General features: G+C 34.2%; 21 protein-coding genes and 2 pseudogenes. 17 read left to right on the top strand and 6 right to left on the bottom strand.

The window, feature by feature from the left end; translation table 11 throughout:
* Nucleotides 1-27 precede the first annotated feature (27 nt).
* The 3 genes from AC0IXC_RS20175 to AC0IXC_RS20165 all read left to right on the top strand — a co-directional run bounded on the left by AC0IXC_RS20175 (nt 28) and on the right by AC0IXC_RS20165 (nt 3,341).
* Nucleotides 28-1,134, top strand: coding sequence for a metallophosphoesterase (locus tag AC0IXC_RS20175; RefSeq protein ID WP_429690886.1), 1,107 nt, complete (start codon nt 28-30; stop codon nt 1,132-1,134).
* A 133-nt stretch (nt 1,135-1,267) separates the two neighbouring features.
* Entirely contained in the window at nt 1,268-2,245 is a 978-nt protein-coding gene (locus tag AC0IXC_RS20170; protein WP_471653193.1) for an HD domain-containing protein, read from the top strand.
* A gap of 484 nt (nt 2,246-2,729) precedes the next feature.
* Nucleotides 2,730-3,341: a hypothetical protein gene (locus tag AC0IXC_RS20165; protein ID WP_098167244.1), complete on the top strand. Its 612-nt coding sequence runs from the start codon at nt 2,730-2,732 to the stop codon at nt 3,339-3,341.
* 67 nt (nt 3,342-3,408) lie between these two features.
* Here the strand turns inward: AC0IXC_RS20165 and AC0IXC_RS20160 are convergent, their stop codons facing one another.
* Both AC0IXC_RS20160 and AC0IXC_RS20155 read right to left on the bottom strand, forming a co-directional pair.
* On the bottom strand, nt 3,409-4,530 hold the full coding sequence (locus AC0IXC_RS20160) for an anti-sigma factor (RefSeq protein WP_215590897.1): 1,122 nt from the start codon (nt 4,528-4,530) through the stop codon (nt 3,409-3,411).
* 5 nt (nt 4,531-4,535) lie between these two features.
* Nucleotides 4,536-5,021 (bottom strand): RNA polymerase sigma factor, encoded by a 486-nt coding sequence (locus tag AC0IXC_RS20155; RefSeq protein ID WP_471653192.1) that lies wholly within the window; start codon nt 5,019-5,021, stop codon nt 4,536-4,538.
* 136 nt (nt 5,022-5,157) lie between these two features.
* On the opposite strand from AC0IXC_RS20155, the gene AC0IXC_RS20150 reads away from it, so the two are divergent.
* Complete coding sequence (locus tag AC0IXC_RS20150; RefSeq protein ID WP_215590898.1) at nt 5,158-6,060, top strand: AraC family transcriptional regulator; 903 nt, start codon at nt 5,158-5,160, stop codon at nt 6,058-6,060.
* 153 nt (nt 6,061-6,213) lie between these two features.
* On the opposite strand, the gene AC0IXC_RS20145 is transcribed toward AC0IXC_RS20150, so the two are convergent.
* Both AC0IXC_RS20145 and AC0IXC_RS20140 read right to left on the bottom strand, forming a co-directional pair.
* On the bottom strand, nt 6,214-7,956 hold the full coding sequence (locus AC0IXC_RS20145) for an ATP-binding response regulator (protein WP_471653191.1): 1,743 nt from the start codon (nt 7,954-7,956) through the stop codon (nt 6,214-6,216).
* A gap of 9 nt (nt 7,957-7,965) precedes the next feature.
* Nucleotides 7,966-8,667, bottom strand: coding sequence for a response regulator transcription factor (locus AC0IXC_RS20140; RefSeq protein WP_002064182.1), 702 nt, complete (start codon nt 8,665-8,667; stop codon nt 7,966-7,968).
* A 139-nt stretch (nt 8,668-8,806) separates the two neighbouring features.
* On the opposite strand from AC0IXC_RS20140, the gene AC0IXC_RS20135 reads away from it, so the two are divergent.
* From AC0IXC_RS20135 to aceA, 9 genes are all read left to right on the top strand, one after another.
* Complete coding sequence (locus tag AC0IXC_RS20135) at nt 8,807-9,655, top strand: CPBP family intramembrane glutamic endopeptidase (RefSeq protein WP_002140783.1); 849 nt, start codon at nt 8,807-8,809, stop codon at nt 9,653-9,655.
* A 304-nt stretch (nt 9,656-9,959) separates the two neighbouring features.
* Nucleotides 9,960-10,259, top strand: a complete 300-nt coding sequence (locus AC0IXC_RS20130) for a hypothetical protein (protein ID WP_215590899.1) — start codon at nt 9,960-9,962, stop codon at nt 10,257-10,259.
* Nucleotides 10,260-10,481: 222 nt separating this feature from the next.
* A complete protein-coding gene (locus AC0IXC_RS20125) occupies nt 10,482-11,750 on the top strand; it encodes a M48 family metallopeptidase (protein WP_471653190.1) in 1,269 nt (422 codons plus the stop codon).
* 135 nt (nt 11,751-11,885) lie between these two features.
* Nucleotides 11,886-13,613, top strand: coding sequence for a methyl-accepting chemotaxis protein (locus AC0IXC_RS20120; RefSeq protein ID WP_215590900.1), 1,728 nt, complete (start codon nt 11,886-11,888; stop codon nt 13,611-13,613).
* 221 nt (nt 13,614-13,834) lie between these two features.
* Entirely contained in the window at nt 13,835-14,731 is an 897-nt protein-coding gene (locus tag AC0IXC_RS20115) for a DMT family transporter (protein ID WP_078184071.1), read from the top strand.
* Between the two features lie 401 nt (nt 14,732-15,132).
* The gene (locus AC0IXC_RS20110) at nt 15,133-15,789 is read left to right on the top strand and encodes an S-layer homology domain-containing protein (RefSeq protein ID WP_215590901.1); all 657 of its coding nucleotides are present in this window, start codon (nt 15,133-15,135) and stop codon (nt 15,787-15,789) included.
* Nucleotides 15,790-16,136: 347 nt separating this feature from the next.
* Complete coding sequence (locus AC0IXC_RS20105; RefSeq protein WP_088030985.1) at nt 16,137-16,814, top strand: S-layer homology domain-containing protein; 678 nt, start codon at nt 16,137-16,139, stop codon at nt 16,812-16,814.
* A 179-nt stretch (nt 16,815-16,993) separates the two neighbouring features.
* Nucleotides 16,994-18,583 carry a malate synthase A gene (gene aceB, locus AC0IXC_RS20100; protein ID WP_471653189.1) on the top strand — a complete coding sequence of 530 codons (1,590 nt, stop codon included), beginning with the start codon at nt 16,994-16,996 and terminating at the stop codon, nt 18,581-18,583.
* Between the two features lie 25 nt (nt 18,584-18,608).
* Entirely contained in the window at nt 18,609-19,886 is a 1,278-nt protein-coding gene (gene aceA, locus AC0IXC_RS20095; RefSeq protein WP_002125874.1) for an isocitrate lyase, read from the top strand.
* Between the two features lie 136 nt (nt 19,887-20,022).
* Here aceA and AC0IXC_RS20090 read toward each other — a convergent pair whose 3' ends face one another.
* Nucleotides 20,023-20,517: a DUF6584 family protein gene (locus AC0IXC_RS20090; RefSeq protein WP_215590902.1), complete on the bottom strand. Its 495-nt coding sequence runs from the start codon at nt 20,515-20,517 to the stop codon at nt 20,023-20,025.
* Nucleotides 20,518-20,792: 275 nt separating this feature from the next.
* On the opposite strand from AC0IXC_RS20090, the gene cspA reads away from it, so the two are divergent.
* Together cspA and AC0IXC_RS20080 are read left to right on the top strand one after the other, a co-directional pair.
* Nucleotides 20,793-20,996, top strand: a complete 204-nt coding sequence (gene cspA, locus AC0IXC_RS20085; protein ID WP_002011282.1) for an RNA chaperone/antiterminator CspA — start codon at nt 20,793-20,795, stop codon at nt 20,994-20,996.
* A 26-nt stretch (nt 20,997-21,022) separates the two neighbouring features.
* Nucleotides 21,023-21,284: pseudogene (locus AC0IXC_RS20080) on the top strand (hypothetical protein).
* Nucleotides 21,285-21,334: 50 nt separating this feature from the next.
* Here AC0IXC_RS20080 and AC0IXC_RS20075 read toward each other — a convergent pair.
* Nucleotides 21,335-21,520 carry a hypothetical protein gene (locus AC0IXC_RS20075; protein ID WP_002011281.1) on the bottom strand — a complete coding sequence of 62 codons (186 nt, stop codon included), beginning with the start codon at nt 21,518-21,520 and terminating at the stop codon, nt 21,335-21,337.
* Between the two features lie 293 nt (nt 21,521-21,813).
* Between AC0IXC_RS20075 and AC0IXC_RS20070 the strand changes: the two are divergent.
* Nucleotides 21,814-21,900: pseudogene (locus AC0IXC_RS20070) on the top strand (RNA-guided endonuclease TnpB family protein); the annotation flags it as partial.
* A 49-nt stretch (nt 21,901-21,949) separates the two neighbouring features.
* Nucleotides 21,950-22,531, top strand: a complete 582-nt coding sequence (locus tag AC0IXC_RS20065; protein WP_078177026.1) for a competence protein ComK — start codon at nt 21,950-21,952, stop codon at nt 22,529-22,531.
* Nucleotides 22,532-22,827 lie beyond the last annotated feature (296 nt).

Raw genomic sequence — 22,827 nt, 5'->3', positions numbered from 1 at the left:
TAGAAGAAATCAATAAGGAGGCTAGCAGTGAAAAATTTTCGTTATTTCAATATATTCACTATTTTAATTGTATACACACTACTTATGTTTTACATCGGCTGGAACGGATGGGTTTGGCTTCATGCGGTGTTCGGCTGGGAATATTGGGGATATTACGCTTTCGTAGTTGGCTTCATTTCATATGCGTATATTCTCGTACAAGTGTTTAAATTCCTTCCTTTCCTGCGAACGGTCGGTTCAATTTGGTTTGCGGTTATACAATACGCGCTTATGTTATTGCCGTTAGCCGATATTGCCGTCTTATTATTACAGTTTTCAGTGGAGAAAGAGACGGCAATTATTTGGACAGGGGCAGTCACTTTACTCGTATTTTTCTTTATCTTCGCATACGGGGTATTTAATGCGTATAGCCCGGTTGTAAGAAAGTATGATGTACATATACCGAAAAAAGTAGAAGGGCGTAAAAGTTTACGCATTGCGATGGCCTCTGATATGCACTTCGGTAAACTGTCTGGAGTTGCTCATTTAAAGAGACTCGTTCGTCATGTAAATGAAATGAAACCCGATATTATTTTACTGCCGGGTGATATTATCGATGATCATCCAGGTGTGTTCATTCAGAAAAATATGGGACCAATCATGAAACAGATGAAAGCTCCATTAGGCGTATATGGTGTGTTAGGAAACCATGAATATTACGGCCGAGCTGTTCCTGAGTTTTTACAAGAGATGGATAAGATTGATATTCGTATTCTTTTAGATGAAGTCATTACAATTGAAGATGATTTTTATCTCGTTGGAAGAAGGGATAAAACAGAGCGAGATCGTCAAAGTTTTGAAAATCTAATGAGTACGGTAGATAAATCGCTTCCTGTTATCGCAATGGATCACCAACCATTTGAATTAAAACAAGCAGCGGACGCCGGCGTTGATTTATTATTATCCGGTCACACGCATCGCGGACAAATGGCGCCGAACCATATTGTGACGAGAAGAATGTACGAACTAGACTGGGGATACGCACAAAAAGGTGCATTCCACGCAATTGTTTCTTCTGGATTTGGATTCTGGGGACCACCGCTTAGACTGGGAAGTAGATCTGAGATTGTGCAGGTTGAAGTTACATTTGAATAGGATTGTGAAATAGAGAGCTGAGTGCTCTCTATTTTTTAATTTAAAGGTACAAAATATTCGAGTGAAGTTCTTTATTTACTCTCTGAAAAAAGAGATACTATAAGAAGACTCTGCTTGAAAAGGGGGATTTTAAGTGATCATATTAGATGTCATATACGGTGAGTTTAAAGTAGATAGAGTGTTAGAAGAATTAATTTTAAGTAAACCTGTGCAAAGGCTGAAAGGGGTTCATCAAGCCGGAGCAAGTTACTTAATGAATGAGAAATGGAATGTAACACGTTTTGATCATTCAGTTGGTGCTATGTTGTTAATTAAAAAGCTTGGTGGTTCAGTAGAAGAACAGATTGCTGGTTTACTGCATGACGTATCCCATACTGTTTTTTCCCATGTGATCGATTACGTTTTTGATAACGAAAATGAAAGTTATCATGAAGAAATATTTAGTTCTGTCGTGAAAAACTCGGAAATCCCGGCGATTCTTTCAAAACATGGTTATAACTATGAAGATATTTTGTTAGATGATTCGAAGTGGACATTACTTGAAAAATCTGCGCCAGAATTATGTGCAGACCGAGTGGATTACACATTACGGGACATGTTTACATATGGATATATTTCTTTAGAAGAAGTTCATAGTTTTTTAGAGGATTTAATCGAAGTAGATGGGAAAATGGTTCTTCAAAATATTGAAATTGCAGAATGGTTTACGAAGACGTATTACAAAGAAGTAATTGATTTCTTTATGAAACCAATGAATATTTATGGAAACGATATGTTAGCTAAAACGTTAAAATTAGCTCTTCATAAAAAGATAATCCATCCAGATGATTTTCTTCTTGAAGATCATGAGCTTATTACGAAATTGCGGCTATGTAAAGATCAAGAAGTAGATGCTTTATTAAGAAAAGTTCATCCAAGTATAGAAGTAAAAGAAGATAGAAATGAGTATGATCTACATCAGAAAAATAAAGTGCGTCTTATTGATCCTCCGTTACTTCATGAAGGGGAAGTTGTTCGATCGTCTGTTGTATCGGAAAAAATAAGACAGATGAGCGATATCGCTTATGAAAAGGCGATAAGAGGGATGTATGTGAAAGTGATTTCTAATTAGTTTATTTGTAATAGGAAAAGGTGTCATCAATTATGATGACACCTTTTCGCTTTAAAGGGTTGTTCGTATGGAAATGTGTTACATTTTTACGAGACTATAATATTTTACCAGAGAAATACCTTTTATAGTAAAAAAATTTTTTTATAAAGTTTTCCATCAAAAATAATTTGTGAAAAAAGTACTAATTTTTAATGTGACAAAAATAATATATTTTTCAATAATCGCTTTAGAATCTTTCGTTCTTTATATATGGATTGTTATATTTTTTAAGGTAATTTAAAGGTTTTTGTCGTTTTTTGTTGTAATTTTCATATTATGATAAACATAATGTTCGGAATCAGCCATTATAACAGAAAAATTTTTAAAAAACAGAATTGAATCATATTGTTTATTTTAATATAATTTATTTGTTAATTAATAACATATTTAAGGTATGATTCTTTATTGCGGTGAGAATTCTTTTTAGCATAGGAGGATTTACAGAATGGTTAAAACGGCAAAACCTGAAATGATGAATGAATTAAAAGAAACAGTTTACAAATTCTTTCCGAAAAATATTGTGAAAGAAAAAGGATTGTACGAGGAGTCCAAAGAGCATAAAAAGTTTGTAGACTTGAAAGAGAGTTTTATAAAAAACGAAAGCTCTCAAAAGGAAATTTTGTCTTTAATCGAGTCAACATTTTGTGATTATCACGTGTCAGACTATACAGATTTAAACCTATATAATTGTCTAGAATATAATGTGTTACTAAATGGAAAAGAACCGATGTTAAATGATGATATTGATTGGATACGAAAATCAAGAGGCGAGCGCCTTGATTTAGGGGTTTTTGTTAGCTTACTTGATAAATATTATTATTACTACGTATTAAAAACAACATATGATGAAGATGTAAGGGAATGGACTTTTGAAACAATCGATGTAGAAATGGATACCATTTGTGAATTTGATAAACTAATGAATACAAAAGGATTTGTAAGAGTAGAACGAGAGGTTGCTAGAACTGCAATTCCTGATATAGAAACGGAATGTTTACGTATGGGGGAAGTTAACGTATTCCACGCTTTATTCACAGATTCTGTTAGTGAAATATAGGTTTTAAATTATTAAAAAGGTTGTGTAGAAAATAGCTGCTATTTTCTACACAACCTTTTCATTTTCACTAATCAAACCAATTCCAAACCTCAATATCTCCAAGAGTCGCATAACGTACGTGCGGGGAGTTTTGTAATTTTAATAATTCTTTCGACGGCCCCGTAATGACAATGCCGTATACTTTTACGCCGTTATCTTTTACATATTTATAACGTTTATCTAAGTTGAGTTCTTTCTCAGGAAGTGCTGCTATTTTACTTACCGTTTTTTTATGGATAGAAAGGACGCGCATCATTTCGATTACTTGATCTTCTGGCGTTTTGTACTTGTCTGCGTTACTATCTAGAAATCTTACATGTTCTGGAAATCCTATAGCTTCTCCGCCATGTAAGATATAGTCATCTACATTTTTTCTTTCTTGTCCTGTATCTAAAGCGTACCATACAGGAGTTGGAGGGAGTTCTTGTGCTTCGAATATGCTATATAAAAGCGGTTCTAATTCTTTTAAAGTGTAAGTTTTATCAAAAGAAATTGCTACTTCTGCAACGGTTCCATCATGTACTTTTGCAAGTGTATCCCATACTTTTTTTGAGGAATCCTTTAAATAATCACCCTGCTTTGTTTTGGGATGAACAAAGAAGAGTTCTGGTTGATAGAACGGATTCATCCAAGTTTGTTTCGTGACATCTACAGATGATAAGAAGCTTTTTGTTTCTACTGTACCGAGTGGCATTTCTTTTTTACCGACGGTTCTTACTAAATCGAAGCTGCTGTTCGTACGGAAAAAAGCTTCTACACTTGTTCCGCCCCCCATAACACGGCTATTTGGGATAGTTGCTTCAAGTGCAAGCGAAGGAACTTCTCTAATTTCTTCTAGTCTTTTATCATTATTAGTTTGAAAATAAAAGGCTGATAATACCCCACCGATTATATATATAACGATGCAAATGGATAATATAAAACCAAACGTTTGTAACCGATGTTTCCACTTAATTCTCCAAAAAGGAACTTTAAGATCTTTTGGCGGTAATTTTTTCTTTACGGGTTCACTCTTCGCAAGCAATTCATCTAAATGAGCTCCACATTCTGCACAAGTTTCTATATGACTTTCTAACTGTTCTTGTTCGTCATGTGTGAGCGTTCCTTTTTCGTATTTCGTCCACAGTTTTTTAAACTCTGCACAACCCATCTGTATCACTCCTTTATGCTTTTCGTTTCTTTTCGTCCTCGGTGTAATTCAATTTTTACTTTTGCTAACGAGAGACCAGTCATTTCTGCTATTCCCTTATAAGAGAATCCGTAGTAATCTCGTAGTAGTAACACATTTCGTCTTTCGAGCGGAAGAGAGGATATACTTTGTAACCAACTAGCAATCTCATGTTTTACGAAATAAGAGTGTTCTGTACTTGGCACGTTTGGTAAATGGAATTCTTCAATTTGCGTTGTTTTATACTTCTTTTCTTTTCGGTACCAATCGATAAAGGCGTTGTAGGCGATTGTAAATAACCACGGCCTAATTTCTTCTCCTTTATAATAGTCAATATGGACGAGCATTCGGTAAAATGTTTCTTGCATGAGATCTTCAGCACTATGAGAATCTCCGGTTAGGGAGAGAAGATAGCGAAATAAATCTTGCATATGCTCTGAGTAAATTTCTTCTAATGATTGTTTGCGTTTCACTACATTTCCCTCCCTTCATACATAACAACGAAATACATATAAAAAAGTTACAATTTTTACGAAATTATAGTAAAAAACGTCAAGAATTGGATAGGATTCTCTTTTATCATAATACATATAAGGCGGGTGAACAGAGATGGAAAGCTATGAAACACAAATTCAAAGGTCAATTGATTATATTGAGGAAGATGTAATGGAAAAACAAACGCTGCGTAATTTAGCACGTGTTGCAGGTTTTTCTGAGTCGCATTTTCATCGTGTATTCCAGGCGTTAGTAGGCGATACAGTAATGGAGTATGTTCGAAAGAGGAGGTTAGCCCGGGCAGCTTATCAACTTTCTCATACGGATGAAAAAGTTATTGATATCGCATTTGAGCATGGCTTTCAATCTCATGAAACGTTCACGAGAGCCTTTAAAAAATTATTTCAAATGACACCAAGTGAATATCGAAAACAAGAAATTGAAACACCAATGTATTATAGAGTGAATGTAAAGCAAAGAAAATTAAATCCATATTTAGGGGGCATACAAATGGAATATCGTATTGTAAATAAACCAGAATTTTTAATGGCGGGTTATGAGCTGAAGACGACAAGTAAAGAAGGAAAAAACCATCAAGACATTCCAGCATTTTGGCAAGAATATTTACAAAAAGATCTTGGAACGACGATTCCGAATCGTAAAGATACGAGCCAATGGGTAGAACTTGGATTATGTACTGATTTTAATTTAGAAACAGGGGACTTCACTTATATTATCGGAATGGAAGTTACAGACTTTGAAAATGTACCAAATGCAGTTGCAAAGCGTACATTCCCATCCGCAACGTATGCAGTATTTACAACGCCGAAAGTTTCTCATGAAGAAATGGTATCGTCTATTCACCAAACGTGGAATGCAGTATTCTCAGAATGGTTCCCGCATTCAGGATACGAACATTGCGGCGTTAATGAGTTTGAGCTATACGATGAACGTTCCCATGCAGATAAAAGTGAGTTCGCTCAAATTGAACTTTGGATACCGGTGAAGAAGAAATAATAGAAAGAAAGACCGTTCAAAAGGTATTTTTGGACGGTCTTCTTTTATTAATAGGTTGCTACTATTGTTGTATTTTATAGTTAAGTCGATATAATTTCATTTACTAGCGCGCTGCTCCGAAAAGAGAAAGGTGCTTTATAAAAGCACCTTTTTCTACGAACTAAATGGAAACACAAGTATAATCGTCGTTCCTTTTCCAACTTCACTATCAATGAAAATCGTTCCGTTATGGGCATGCACGAGCTGTTTTGTAATGGCGAGACCAAGTCCAGTTCCGATGTTGCTTTCTTCTGTATTCGTTCCTCTGTAATATCGCTCGAATAGAAGTTCTTTCGTTTTATCATCCATACCTTTTCCATTATCTGAAATAGATAGTGTAAATGAATTTGCATTTTGCGAAAGCTTTACGATTACGTTTGTCGTTTCATTATTATGTTTTACAGCGTTTGCTAATAAGTTTTCGATAATACGTTGGAACCATTTTTCTTCAATAAAATATTGGATTTTGCTTGAACTTGGCACGAATTCAATGTTTTGATTTTGTAGTGTCGGGTTATTAATAAATTGTAATAGTACTTTTCGGACGAACTGATTAATTTCAACATTTACGTGTTGCGCAGGAAGAGTATCATTTTTTAATTGATATGTTAAGCTTAAGTCGTCAATTAATGTAGTCATATATTGAGATTTTTCTTTCATTACATGGCCAAATTGTTGAATGTCTTGATCCGTCCAATTATATTGCTTCGATTCTAGTAATAATGCATAGCCGTATATAGAGCTAAGCGGTGTTTTTAGATCATGCGTCAGGCCGGTAATCCACTCTTCACGTGTTTGTTGCAGTACTTTTCTCATTGCATCGTTCTTTTTCAAAGTAATAGAAAGGTGCTCTAGTGAGTTTGTAACATCTTTAAATATGCGGAACGACCATTTTTCTTTACCGGAGCGCCGAAACCGAACAGGTTTGCCTTTTTTACTAACAGGTTCTTCATATTTTCCTCCGGCTATGTTTTTAAGCCAGCGCATCGTGTGTAATAAAGGCTTTCCAAACTTATTTCCATACCAAATTGAAAGAATGACTAAATAAGCAAACACAATAAGGAGGATTAAGCTGCATCCGATTAGAAGTTTCTTGGTAAATATATCATCTAATTCATCATCTGGATAATAATGAGCGTTTGGGGCGGATACAACGACGAGATGACCGCTATTTGAATCGTAAAAACTAGATGTATTTTCTTTATAATTCCACGGTTCTTTTTCATTAAGAGCTGTTTTTATAGCCGAAAATGTTTTTTTCTTCCCAGTTGGATAGGAAAAAACTCCTTCGCCATTGTTATTAAATATTTGCAGTGTTGCTTTTTCTTTAGAAAGTAATTGTTTTTCTTGTTCAGTTAATGCAAATTCATTTAATGATAAAGAAGGGTGTCCTTGTTGTATCGTTTTTAGTAATGCATTACTTTTTAGTTTGGCACCGTAAATAACGATCACTGGTTTCTTTTCTAATTTAATTTCCCAATAGTTAAATTTATAAATATTGTTGTTACTATTCTGTAAATACGTAAGTAAGGATGTCTTTGTGTAAGAGGTCGGAACATCGTTAGGCGTATTAAAGTTGTAAAGGACCTTTCCATCTTCATCTACAATTTGAAGCCAATCACTCTTTTCTGTTATTAAATCTTTTACCTCAGATTTTAAAGTAATGTTATTGTCTTCAGAAGAAATATATTCGGAGATTGTAAAGGTATCATAATCAGAAATATTAGGTTCATATAAAGTACTATTAAGAAGAAAAATTAAATAAGAAAAAGAAGCAATTACTGCGATAAGTAACGTAACTAAGACAAAAACGTGTTGTAAAATAAACTGGATTATAAGTCGTTTATTAAAATTCATATCTTTAACCTACTTTGTAATGAACTTATAGCCAAGTCCGCGAACTGTTTTTATGTATTCTGGTTTACTTGGATCTTGTTCAATTTTTTCACGTAGTTTTCGAATGTGAACCATAACAGTATTATCATCTCCATTATAGGCAGGTGCTCCCCAAACTTTTTCGTATAATTCTTCCTTCGAAAATACGTAGTTCGGATTCTCACAAAAGAATAGTAGTAGTTGAAAGAGTTGAGCGGAACATTCGACAACGTTTCCATCTACTGTTAGTTCAGCAGAATGTTGATCAATTTCAAATCTCCCAAAAGAAAAGGAGTATATTCTTTGTTCTTGTATGTTTTGTTTCATATGTCTTCGGAGTTGAGCTTTCATACGAGCGACTACTTCTAGTGGATTAAATGGTTTCGTAATGTAATCATCCGCACCGTATGAAAATCCGGAAATTTTATCTACATCAGATGTTTTTGCTGTTAGGAAGAAGATAGGGCAATCCGTTTTTTGGCGAATGATTGGACAAATGTCAAAACCGGATTGTCCAGGAAGCATTACATCTAAAATAATTAAATCGTAATTGTTTTGCTCGGTGAGAGATAAGGCTATTTCCGCAGATGTTGCAGTTGTAATATGAGAAAAACCTTCTTTTTCAAGAATGGTAGTTAGTAATTGTAAAATTGCTGTTTCATCATCAATGAGTAGAATATTTGCGTGATACATATGAATCCCTCCTAATTTCCTCGAATATCATATCATCTTTTTGTAACTTATGGAATTTTTAAGGAAATTTTAAGGTTTTCTTTCACAAAAAATTAAGATTCAAATGATATGATAAAAGTAACATGGGGAGGAGATGAATGTGAATCCGTTTCAAACGATGCGAGCTAGATATTTTTTAATTGTATTTGCATTACTAATTTTAATAGCACGAAGTAGTAATGAAGTGCTAGAAAATACATTTCATATACAGAATTCATCTTTTATAAATATGCTTATATTTTATATCCTTCCAATAATATGGCTTTTTTACGGATATAGAAAGCATCGTGTTTCATTTTCATTATTTATTAATAGAAACGAAACATTTAACCTAGTGCAAGTTTTGTACATCGCGATTATACTTTGTATGTTTAGTTACGGCTATCTTATTTTATATATGTACAGCTTTGCATGGATTACACCAGATTTTATTATGAATGCCTTGCATGAACCGATTATAGATAGTACCGGGGGATATGTATTTCAATTTATTAGGGTTGTATTTATCGCGCCTATTGTCGGAGAGTTTGTTTTTCGAGGGTTTTTACTGCAGCGTTTTGCGGCAAAATGGGGTACTAGTATAGCAATGGTCGTTGTAGCACTTTTATTTGCTTGCTTACATGTTGATTTCCTTGGTGCAGTTGTGTTTAGCATCGTACTATCAATTGTATATATTCGTACGAAAAGCTTACTCATGCCAATTGCTATTCATATGTTAAACAATGCGCTTGTGCTTAGTTCTTCTTTTTTAGTAAGTAGAGAAAAGATAATGAGTTTTGCCGATTTTTCGAACTATACGACATTCTTTCCAGGATTAATTATTTTTATGACAGGATTAAACTTAGTGCTCATCTTTTTATTTGTGAATCGCAAATATTGGAGTAAAGAAGTGCCTGTTATATATGCGGAGAGGGAGAAGAACTTTTCAAGTATAATAGGAGATAAATAAGGTAGAGAAGACGTTTGAGAAAATATTGAAGGAAATGATAGATTATTGTACTTCTATTAGATATAAGTACTTTGCCATCAATAATGATACAGGAAATATTATTTTTCTTTTTATCGTGTTAGGGACATTAATAATAGTCAGCTTTATTATAGAAGAAATGATGAAGCGCATCTTCAGACAATATGTAGAAATGAAGTGAATTATGTTAGGACCCATAAAATGTTGGAGAAAGTGATGGGGACTTTTATTTTATGAAAACTAAATCATCATTAATTCGAAATTTGAAAGGGATGTATAAAATTATATGAATGAAACAATATCATCAAATAAGTTTTTTTATTTGATTGTGCTTAGTATAGTGCTGATAACGACAGTCAATGTTATTCTTCGCTGGGAGGAAGCTTACTTTTTTATGTATTTAGCGCTCCATTTATTAGGGATTTTATGCATAACGGGCGGAGTAGTTGCTGAGAAAAAGCATGAAGAAAGTATTAATTATATGTGTGTGATGGGTCTTATATTACTTCTAACTGTACAAGGTATTATGAAATATAGTTCTTTTTCTTTGCAAGATTTTAGTTTGTTAATAGATGTACTTCCTTAAGAAGGATTTTAAGGACTATGAATATATACGATATGTAAAAGGCATTGGTTTGTAAGTACATTTCTTATACCAGATTATGAGCCGGTGAAACTCTTCTTGTAATAGAAGAGTTTTTTTATGTAAATTGAACGAGCTAGAACAATTATCACGATTAGCTTGTTCTAATTTTGAAAGTACGAACTTACAATAATAATAGACAGGCAGCATAGAGGAGGGAATAGCGTGAGGAAAGTTATTGGGTGGTCGCTTTTTTTATACGTTGGGTTTGCGTTACTTATATATTGGTATTTATTTGGATGGAATCATGAGCTCATTCCGGACATGTATAAAGGAACGAGTGCAGATCCAGAAACCTTTATGAATGCGAGGGAGCTTACGCTAAGTCAAGATTATTCGCGTGTGAAAAATTTACTGTTCTTTTTAGCGACGCCTCTTGAATGGATTATTTTATTATTTGTACTCGTGCTCGGTATTTCAAAAAAGTTTGAGAAATGGTCGAAGGAAACGACCAAAATAAATGTCTTACAAGTTGCGATTTATTTCTTTTATTTATCACTACTAACAACAGTTCTTGCATTACCGATGCAATGGATCGGGCGTAAAGTGTCCGTTGATTACGGAATATCTACGCAAAGCACACAAAGCTGGATAAAAGATCATGTCATCGATTTTTGGGTGAACTATGCGACTATGTTACTCATTGTTACGGTTTTGTTATGGCTCATCCGTAAATTCCCGAAGAGATGGTGGCTAGCAGGATGGGCGCTCTCTGTACCATTTACAATCTTTTTAACGTTCGTGCAACCTGTTGTAATTGATCCACTTTATAATGATTTCTCGACGCTAAAAAATAAGGAATTAGAAACGAAAATTTTAGCGATCGCAGATAAAGCTGATATTCCAGCTAAACACGTATATGAAGTAAATATGTCGGAAAAAACGAATTCGTTAAATGCGTACGTAACGGGAATTGGCCCTAACGCCCGTATTGTAATGTGGGATACAACACTTAAGCAATTAAAAGATAAAGAGATTTTATTTATTATGGCTCATGAAATAGGGCATTATGTTATGAAACATATATATTGGGGCGTTGCGAGCTATGTGTTGCTATCGTTTATAGGTATGTATTTAATTAGTCGTATTATAAATATGTGTATTCGAAAATGGGGAGATACACTGCAAATTCCAAAATTAGCATGTTTCTCAATTTTACCTTTATTTTTCTTAATTTCCTCTTTATTATCTTTTGCAGCACAACCAGCAACAAACTACGTTTCTCGTATAGAAGAACGAGCGGCAGATCAATACGCTTTAGATATGACGAAAGATGGAAATTCAGGTGTGAAAACTTTTCAATATTTATCAAAGACGAGCTTAAGCCAAGTGAATCCGCCTGCATTAGTGAAGTTTTTCTTATATACACATCCACCAATTTTCGAAAGAATTCATACGTTTGAACAATATGAAAAACAAAAAAAAAAGAAGTAGCGATTATGCTACTTCTTTTTTATAGAAATATAAGTTTGGTATTAGGAATATTTACCATTGCTTTTTATTGTGATTTTGTAAATAATAAGCTATAAAATTCTAAAAATCTATATATAAAGGAATAAAGGTGGAAATATGTATTTTTTACAAAATTTAAAAGTGAAACATAAATTATTCTTACTTATCTCATTAGCAGTTTTGGGCATGGCAATTATGAGTTGTGTAGCAATTAATTCTATTAATAAGATTAAGCGCGATACAGAGGTTGTAGTAGATGATTATCAAAATTCTGCAGTTTTATTAGAAGGAATGCTTCGTACACAAAATTCACTAGAATATAACTTACTAGAATTAATTACAACGTCACAAAATGAGGGGACAAATAAAGAAGGGATTATTGGTAATGTTGAAAAGGATCTTAAAAAATATGATTCTTTATTAAAAGAATATGATGATGGCGTTAATTTAAGTAAGCAAGAGGATGAGCTGTTTCAGAAGATGAAGAAATCTTTGCCAAGTTATATGGAGACATATAAGAAGTTGTTTGACAAAGCAAAGGGAACAAATGAATCTCAAATGGTAAACGAATTTCAAAAGGACTTAAAACCGAAGGGAGTAGAGTTAGCTGCTTATGCTGTAGATTTAGAAGAGTATGTTTCAAATTTAGCTGACCAAGTATTTAAAGATTCTCAAAAAATGATAGATCGGTCCGTTATTACCTTTATCATTCTTGCAGTAGTTACTACAATCATTATATGTATAGTAAGTTATATTATTAGCAAACTTATAGTTGCTCCTTTACAAACGGTTAGTCGTATGATGGAAAGAGCAAAAGAGGGAGATTTAACTGTACATGGTGATTATAATGCTAAAGATGAATTAGGTATATTAGTAAGTGATTTTAACGAGATGATTGCAGGGCTAAGAACAAATATGCAAGAAGTAGAGAATAATATTCAGCTTTTATTCCAACATGCAGACGGAGTAGTATCTGCATCAGAAGTATCTAGCGGTGCAGCAAAGAAAATCACTATGGATATTGAAGAAGTTGCCAATGGCGCAGAGAGCCAAATGCAAGCAATGGAACAAACTGCGGGTGCGATGGAAGAGTTGACACAAGGAATGCAGAGCATAGTGAATACATCATCCTCTGTAAATGAATTGTCTGCTCAATCAGCATTAGATGCAGAGAGTGGTAACAAATTAATGAAACAAATGATTCAACAGATGGATACAATCCAAAATTCAGTACATAGCGGTGTGAAACAAGTAGAGACTATGAAAGAACAATCAGAAGAAATTGTTAAAATCATTGATGTTATGCAAGGTATTACCTCTCAGATTAACTTATTAGCATTAAATGCCGCAATTGAGGCTGCACGTGCTGGAGAAAGTGGTAGAGGATTTGCAATTGTGGCAGATGAAGTAAGAAAATTAGCAGAACAATCTAGTCATTCTGCAAAACAAATTGAGAAACTTATTATTCAAGTTATGGGAACAACGAACCATACGGTAGACATGATGGGGAAAGTAGATAATGAGGTACAGGCAGGTACACAAGTAGTGATGAATACAGAAAAAGTATTTGGAAAAATCACTGAAAAAGTGCAGCAAGTATCTAATCAAATTCAAACTGTATCTATGTCTACAGATGAAATTGCAGCGAGTAGTGAGGAGATTTCTGCTTCTGCAGAAGACATGGCTCAAATTTCCCAAAGATCATCTGATCGAACTGATAGGGTAAAAGAGTCTATTCATCAGCAAGAAAAATCAGTTCAAGAAATCTCAGTTTCAATTGAGCATCTGCATAGCGTAGCAGGAGGATTAAAGCAGATTGTTTCACAATTTACTCTTCAAAAATAGTATATTTAAGTTTATATATAGTGAAATTCCTCTGAATAAATAGCAAAAAAATCATCCTTTATAAGAAATAAAGGATGATTTTTTTATTATGAAAATTTGGTGTGAACTCTACTTTTTACATTCTATTTTTTTACAGTTTTTCAATTGTGATATATAATGATATATATAATGTTTTTAGAATTTTTAGTTTATAAAGAGATGATTGTAGGGGGAGGAGAAAATTGTTTCATTCAAAATCAATGCCGGCTATAAAAATGATCCTTTCGATGTCTATTTTCGGATCGATTGGATTTTTTTCTGTCCAAACGGGTTTACCATCTTTCGAATTAGTATTTATTCGTTGTATTTGTGCGACTTTATTTTTAACGCTATGTTGGTTTGCAACAGGACAATATAAAAATGAGAAATGGAATAAAAAAGAAATTGTACAAATATTAGCGTGTGGCGTATTTCTCGTTTTTAACTGGGTGTTTTTATTTAAAGCGTTTGAACTCATGTCGATTACAATTGCGATTTCAGTGTATCATCTCGCTCCAATTATCGTATTAATGATCGGTAGTATCGTATTTAAAGAGAGACTTACAGTATTTGCTGTTATGTCCATTGTTATTTGTTTTATCGGCACAGTGTTAGTAGCTGGAGTGGACGGTAGTATGTCGCTTGAGAAATTAATGTCATCTGGAATGGTATGGGCACTTCTTGCGGCTTTATTTTATGCTTTTACAACGTTGCTCGGAAAAGGAATTAAGCATACGAGTGCATATGCGATGACCTTTTTACAAACGTTTTTAGGTATATTTTTATTGCTACCATTCGTAGATTTCGGGAAGTTTCAAGGATTAACAGAGATGAACTGGATGATGATTACTGCGACAGGACTTATACATACTGGGTTTGTATATTACTTATTTTTTGACAGTTTAAGAGATTTACCGACGAGACTTATTTCTGTATTAGTGTTTTTAGATCCTGCTGTTGCAATTTTGTTAGATACGATCTTTACTGGATTCAGACCGACGAGTATGCAAATTGTAGGGATTGCCTTAATATTTGTAGGAATGGCATTTACTTTCTGGAAGCCGAGGGATGAAAGAGTGAAAGTGTACTCAGAAGCATAATATTTACCGGGATTAAAAGTAGCTACGTCATTAACGTTAATAGGTGGAATGTTTTTTAGTGCAAATGGACAATATTTGCACTTTTTTTGTCTGAAAAATGAAGTTTTTATAAGCAAAGGATTTAATGAAAATCTTATAGAATATGTTAGTGTACAACATTGTAAATCCTTTGAAACTGAAGAAGGATTTACAGAGTATACGTCATAATAATTTGTCTATGATTCGGTATACCAATTGAAATGAGGACGGATTTGCTTCCCTTTAGTAGTAATCTTCAAAATAATAGATGTTAAAAATGAATGTATTACATGAGATTTGCAAATACAGCATATGTAATATGGAAAAAGAATGTAGTCTATTATTTTCCATTTTAATAAAATGGAAATGAAGGAGAGAGGGCAATGAAGAAAAGAATGTTGCGTATAATGACGGTAGCGACTATTATGGGTGGTTTATTATTAAATGTAAATGTTCCTAATATAAAAGCAGAAGAGTATCCAGAAATGATTGTATTTGATGATGTTCCAGTAGGCTATTGGGCATATGAATATATTATAGAGGTTGCATATAATAAAGTTATGCTAGGTTATGGAAATGGGAAATTTGGTGTTGGCGATAATGTAACGCGAGAACAAGTGGCGGCAGTACTGTATCGCGCACTTAATATAAAAAATGAAGGACCGTTACATAATCCGTATAAAGATATTTCTGAAAGATCAACAATGTTTCCAAAGGAAATTTTAGCGTTAACAGAACATGGTATTTTTAAAGGTGATGAGAAGGGGAATTTCAGACCGGGGGAAACGATAACACGTGCAGAAGTAGCACAAGTCCTTACACGAGCATTTTCATTTGAAGTGAAGAAGAAACATACATTTGCAGATGTACCAAATAATTATTGGGCAAAAAATGCAATTAGTGCATTGCAATCTAATAATGTCATAATAGGAACAGGGAATGGGAAATTTGAACCAAATAAATTTGTAACACGTGAGCAATATGCAGCATTTTTATATAAGGCTATTATTAATTTTCATTTGAAAGATGAGAAGTATTAAGCGGAAATTCAAAAGTTGTTTAATAGAAAGGTGAAAATATTTTAATTATAGTAATATGTTATTTTGAAAAAAGTGCAAAAGTTTTGCGCTTTTTTTATTTAATTCATGTATATTTATTCACTTTAATACAAAACATGAATTTACCAAAAATGAAAAAAACAGGTGTGTTAAAGTGACAATTCATAAGAAAAAGATATTATTTAGTAACTTTATTATCAACGAAGTGTAAAGGAAAGTATGTGAAAAGATGTTCACAAAATAGACAAAACTTATATAAATAAGTATATTGATACTTTTTTATTAATTCTTTATAGTAGAAAAAAGTATGTTTTTAGGGGGAAAATGCGGTGAAGAAAAAGTTTTTAAAAATAGCAACGGCTTTAACAATTATGGGTGGAGTTGTATTAAGTGCAGAAGGTACTAAAGTAAATGCTGAAGTAGTTGTGAAGCAACAACAACAAGCAAATTCTGTTGTATTTAAAGATGTACCAAAAGGTCATTGGTCTTTTGAAGCTATTCACACTCTAGCAGGCTGGGGAATCATTAATGGTTATGGAGATGGGAAGTTTGGTTTTGGTGATGATGTAACACGTGAGCAAGTAGCGGCTTTAATTTATCGTACGATTGATTTTAGCGAAGTGTTTGAGGAAGGCGACGTACTTGAGAATCCATACAAAGATATTAATGAAAACTCAACAATGTTCATAGAAGAAATTTTAGTATTAACAGAAGTAGGTATCTTAAAAGGTGATGGAACTGGGAACTTTAGACCGAAGGATACGCTAACACGTGCGGAAATGGCACAGGTTCTTACGAATGCTTTTGAATTAGAAGCAAAGGGACCTCATACTTTTAATGATGTTCTAACAGATTCATGGGCAAACAATGCAATTAGCGCAATACAAACAAATAATATTACAATTGGAATAGGAGAAAATAAATTTGGTCCGTCTATGAGCGTAAAGCGCGAACAATACGCACAGTTTTTATATAGAGCCATTTCGAATGATATGGCACAGCAATAAAAAATAATACATAAAGGCCACTGTTGTATAGCAGTGGCCTTTTTTTGCGCGAAAGAAAGGCGGTTTGAAAAAAAATGAAGTGAATTTTCAAAAAAAACTTCCTTTTCTGAAGATTTGTTATATAATATAAAACATAAAATTAAATCTGTTATAAGACAGTTTAAGAAGGGGATGCTAATATGTCGACGCAAACTTCACGGGTTACACTGGCCGGAGAAATGTTACCAGCGTACAACGAAATATTGACACCTGAGGCGCTTAGTTTTTTAAAGGAACTGCATGAAAATTTCAATGAACGCCGCACGGAACTTTTAAAAAAGCGTGTGGAGAAACAAAAAAGAATTGATGCAGGGGAGTTTCCTACGTTTTTAGAAGAAACCAAGCATATACGTGAAGGGGATTGGACAATTGCCCAGCTTCCGAAAGATTTAGAGGATCGCCGCGTGGAGATTACTGGGCCGGTGGATAGAAAGATGGTCATTAACGCTTTAAATTCAGGAGCACATCTTTTTATGGCAGACTTTGAAGATTCGAATGCACCAACTTGGAGAAATGCTGTCGAAGGTCAAATTAACTTACGAGATGCGAGTAAGGGAACGATTTCATATAAAAATGAAAACGGAAAAGAATATCGTTTAAATAGTAAAACAGCTGTATTAATTGTGCGTCCGAGAGGGTGGCATTTAGAAGAAAAACATATGCAAGTTGACGGCAAGAACATGTCTGGCAGTTTAGTAGATTTTGGTTTGTACTTTTTCCATAATGCGAAGACGCTTTTAGCAAAAGGAAGTGGCCCATACTTTTACTTACCGAAAATGGAAAGTTACTTAGAGGCAAGATTATGGAATGACGTTTTCGTATTCGCTCAAAAGTATATCGGTATTCCGAACGGAACGATTAAAGCGACTGTGTTAATAGAAACGATTCACGCTTCATTTGAAATGGATGAAATTTTGTATGAACTAAGAGATCATTCTGCTGGTTTAAACTGCGGACGATGGGATTATATATTTAGTTTCTTAAAGAGCTTCCGTAATCATAATGAATTTTTACTTCCGGATAGAGCGCAAGTCACGATGACAGCGCCGTTTATGCGCGCGTATTCTTTGAAAGTTATTCAAACGTGTCATCGTCGTAACGCGCCAGCAATCGGAGGGATGGCGGCGCAAATCCCAATTAAAAATGATCCAGAAGCAAATGAGGCAGCTTTCGAGAAAGTGCGTGCTGATAAGGAGCGCGAAGCTTTAGACGGTCATGATGGGACTTGGGTTGCCCACCCGGGACTTGTACCGGTTGCAATGGAAGTATTTAATCACATAATGAAAACGCCAAATCAAATTTTTAGAAAGCGTGAAGGAATACGTGTAACAGAAAAGGATTTATTAGAAGTACCGATGGGAACGATTACAGAAGGTGGTCTTCGTACGAATATTAACGTCGGTATTCAATATATTGCATCTTGGTTGAGCGGGCGGGGAGCAGCTCCAATTTATAACTTAATGGAAGATGCAGCAACAGCAGAAATATCAAGAGCACAAGTATGGCAGTGGATTCGTCATGAGGGTGGAAAGCTAAGTGATGGCCGTAATATCACTTTTAAATTAATGGAAGAATTGAAAGAAGAAGAACTAGCAAAAATAGAAAGAGAGATTGGTAAGGAAGCATTTAATAAGGGGAGATTTGAAGAAGCTACAAAACTGTTTACAAACCTTGTTCGTAATAACGAGTTCATGCCGTTTTTAACATTACCGGGTTATGAAATTTTATAAGAAACAAGAAAAGGGGATGGAACATATGAAAAACGAAAGAATTGATAAATTGCAGGAAAGCTGGGAATTAGATACGCGCTGGAAAGGGATAACACGTCCATATACAGCTGAAGATGTAATTCGTCTGCGCGGATCGATTGATATTGAACATACGTTAGCGCGCTGCGGTGCAGAGAAGCTTTGGAAATCACTTCATACAGAAGATTATATTAATGCACTTGGGGCATTAACAGGAAACCAAGCGATGCAACAAGTGAAGGCTGGATTAAAAGCAATTTATTTAAGCGGTTGGCAAGTAGCGGCAGATGCGAACCTTTCTGGACATATGTATCCTGACCAAAGCTTATACCCAGCGAACAGTGTGCCAGCTGTTGTAAAACGAATTAACCAAACACTTCAACGTGCTGATCAAATTCAGCATATGGAAGGTAGCGGTGATACGGATTATTTCGTTCCAATTGTGGCGGATGCTGAAGCTGGGTTTGGTGGACAGTTAAACGTATTTGAATTAATGAAAGGGATGATTGAAGCTGGTGCATCTGGCGTGCACTTTGAAGACCAATTATCTTCAGAGAAAAAATGCGGGCATTTAGGCGGAAAAGTATTATTACCGACGCAAACAGCGGTGCGTAATTTAATTTCGGCACGTCTTGCTGCGGATGTAATGGGTGTACCAACAATTATCGTCGCAAGAACAGATGCAGATGCGGCAGATTTAATTACGAGCGATATCGATCCAGTTGATCAAGAGTTTATTACAGGCGAAAGAACGCCAGAAGGGTTTTATCATACGAAAGCAGGTCTTGATCAAGCAATTGCACGTGGTTTAGCGTATGCGCCGTATGCAGATCTCGTTTGGTGTGAAACGTCGGAGCCAAATTTAGAAGATGCAAAACGCTTTGCGGACGCAATTCATAAGAAATATCCAGGGAAGCTACTTGCTTACAACTGTTCCCCTTCTTTTAACTGGAAACAAAAATTAGATGAAAAAACGATTGCAAGCTTCCAAAAAGAAATTGCATCGTACGGTTATAAATTCCAGTTCGTAACGCTTGCTGGATTCCATTCATTAAATTACGGCATGTTTGAATTAGCGCGTGGTTATAAAGAGCGCGGCATGGCAGCGTACTCTGAATTACAACAAGCAGAGTTCGCAGCAGAGAAATACGGTTACTCTGCAACGCGCCATCAACGCGAAGTAGGAACAGGATACTTTGATGAAGTAGCACAAGTGATTACAGGCGGTACTTCATCAACGACTGCTCTAAAAGGATCCACAGAAGAAGAACAGTTTACGAAATAAAGGTATAAGTAGGTGCCCCAAAAAATATTTTTGGGGCACTTTTCTTATTTATTATTACGTCGCTGACATTGTTAAACTTTGTCGGAAAGTTGATGTAATTTTATTTGTCGTCGTATTGTGGGACGTTCACTTCTATTTAAAATATCCAATCCAATATAGTGAATATACCAACGATAGCAGTAAAAAGAAGGAATACGAATAATGATAGACAGCCCCATGTAAATAGTTTGTCTTTCCATGTTTCTTCATAATCATCAATTAGTTCCTCTATCACTTTTTTCTGCAATGGCTGTAAGGGACGTTCGGTGTGTAGTCCTGTAATAATGTTACGATCTCCTTTGAATTTTAGAGCACGTACAATATGATAAGAGTCGTTTCCCATCGATTTTTCAAATTGTAGACATGCCGCGTGCATAACATCTGTTTTCTCTTTTTCAAGATACCAATACCGTCCAGCCATTTCTGGGTATTGTAATGTAAAGTAAATGTCACCGAGTTTTTTCCTAAGTGCTAATTCATTCGGATAAGTAGTGATTAATCCGTGTAATCTATCTCTTGCTTTTCCAAGGTTGTTATTTTCAATATCTTTTTCAATTCTCTTTAATGTTTTTTTAGGGATTATTTCTGTCATACACGCCTCCTTATTAGAATAGGTATGGTTATATTTTATAAGAAATACTAAAATTTAGAAATTTTATTTTTAAAAAGATTGTACATTCTATTTTAAGTGTGTTATGATAATACCAGTTGAATAATTAAATTAAGCAATCCATATATTATCAAATGCCGAAAACAAACGGGAAAAAGTATGTGAGAACTAGTTTATGTTTCGAATTTGATAATGTGTGGATTCTTTTTTTATACATGAAGACTAAATAAAATGTATTTTCGTAGGAGGAAATAATTATGACAGTTACAGGACAAGTAAAATGGTTTAACAACGAAAAAGGCTTCGGTTTCATCGAAGTTCCAGGCGAAAACGATGTATTCGTACATTTCTCTGCAATCGAAACTGATGGTTTCAAATCTTTAGAAGAAGGCCAAAAAGTTAGCTTCGAAATCGAAGATGGCAACCGTGGACCTCAAGCTAAAAACGTAATCAAACTATAATTTTATAGTTTATTATAGAAAAAAGGATGGCTTATGCCATCCTTTTTTTTGTTGTTGAGATATACGATATTTATATTAGTAATAAAGACAGCCTAAAAAGTACGATTGAAGAAATAAAGGCGTACTCGAAAACTTATGAAAATGATAAAGTGACGGTAATTGATTTGAGGAAGTCTCATTCTCGGTATTTAGATCAAGAACCATATATAATCATAGTACAGGTTGAAAGAGATACAGAGAATCTTGGAAGAAAAAATAGTAGGTTTTTTTGAGGATGAAGAAGAATGAAGGAAATGGCAATCGGTATGTAAAAAGGGCTTTCCGTAAAGGAAGGCCTTTTAGTGTTCTTTCACAGCTTTTTTCTTTTCACGTTTCTTGCATTCTGGACATTTAGATTTACGAAAAGGCTTCGCGAAGAACAGTAAAATAAAAAATAAACCGAATATAATACTCGCTGAATTTTTTACGATAACAATGCTACTATTTTTCATTTGAATTGTTGGATGATCTTGCTTTTCTTCCATGAGAGACCTCCGTATATTTGATTTATATTTTAATTATAGCAAAATTAATTGCTGTAATTATATGAAAAGGGGAATGTGTTAAATATATTACAAATGATATAAATTCTTTTTTCGTATATAGAATCCTCTTTTTATACAGATTATTCTTTTGATATCCATATATTTTTATTAACATATTTGTATTATATTTGATTTATTATAAGTATTTGTAAAGAATCGCAGAATGTAAACCATTTCCTTTTCGTAGGTGCTACTATAAAAGGGAAATGAAGAAGGGAAATTAAATAGCAATTGAAAATTTAAAAAAGAGAGGTGAAAAATCTGTTACTAACAAAAGAGCGAGTATAGATAAAAATATTCTTAGCGTGCAAAAACTACATACTCTAAGGATATACATTTGCCTATATTTGTAGTAGCAGACAGTAGACTATGGAAAGTAAAGTAGAACGTTATGTCGAAAACTATGTTGTAAGCAAAAATACAATGGCCTTACTTCCTGTTGTTCTAGGAGAAAAGAAAGTTGTTACGCGAATTGTAGAAATGGAAGATTCTTTTTTCGTATTTCAAAAGCCTCTTGATATTATAGAGAGAAGTTGCCGGAAGCATGGTTCCAGTTTCTTTGGAAGAAAAGAAGGAACGAAGGAGTTAACTCGTATTACACATAAAGCTCCTATCGCAATTAGCCCGACAGATCAACTTTATTTTTTCCCTACGTATTCTTATTCTCGAAAAGAGTGTGCGTGGTTATCTCATTTTCATATTGAAGATAATAAAGAATTAAAAGATGGAAATCTTATTATTAGATTTATAAATGGTTTCGCTGTGAAACTAGAAATATCAAAAAGTAGCTTTGAAAATCAGCAAAATCGTACAGCGAAATTACGGACAGAGTATGAAGATCGTAAGAAAAAACAAGGAAATCCTTGCTTTAAAGAGATTGATAAAAATGAAGAATCTAAATTAACACCAGCATATGAGAAAGTGTATTTTGTGAAGGAAGGCGAAGTGTGAAAGGGAGAGGATGGGGGGACTCATCCTTTTTATTTGTCTGTTTTTGTCGGAAAGTCGATGAAAATCAAATTGTGGTCGATGTATTCAGAAAATCACCAGTGTAATTTCATTTACCGAAAAAATCATCAAAAAATATTGTTCCTCAAACAACCAAACGTACAACAAACCTTGTCGAATATTGAAAGATTATCATAGCATAATAATGAAGGAATTCTAGCGAATGATATGGAAACTTTAATAAATACATCTCCATATGTCGTATCTACCATTTCCTCTTTCATTTAAGCGATGATACA

The sequence above is a fragment of the Bacillus sp. AC266 genome (assembly GCF_979253805.1).
The sequence above is the reverse complement of the archived record's forward strand: the minus strand, read 5'-3'. Positions and strand labels throughout refer to the sequence as shown.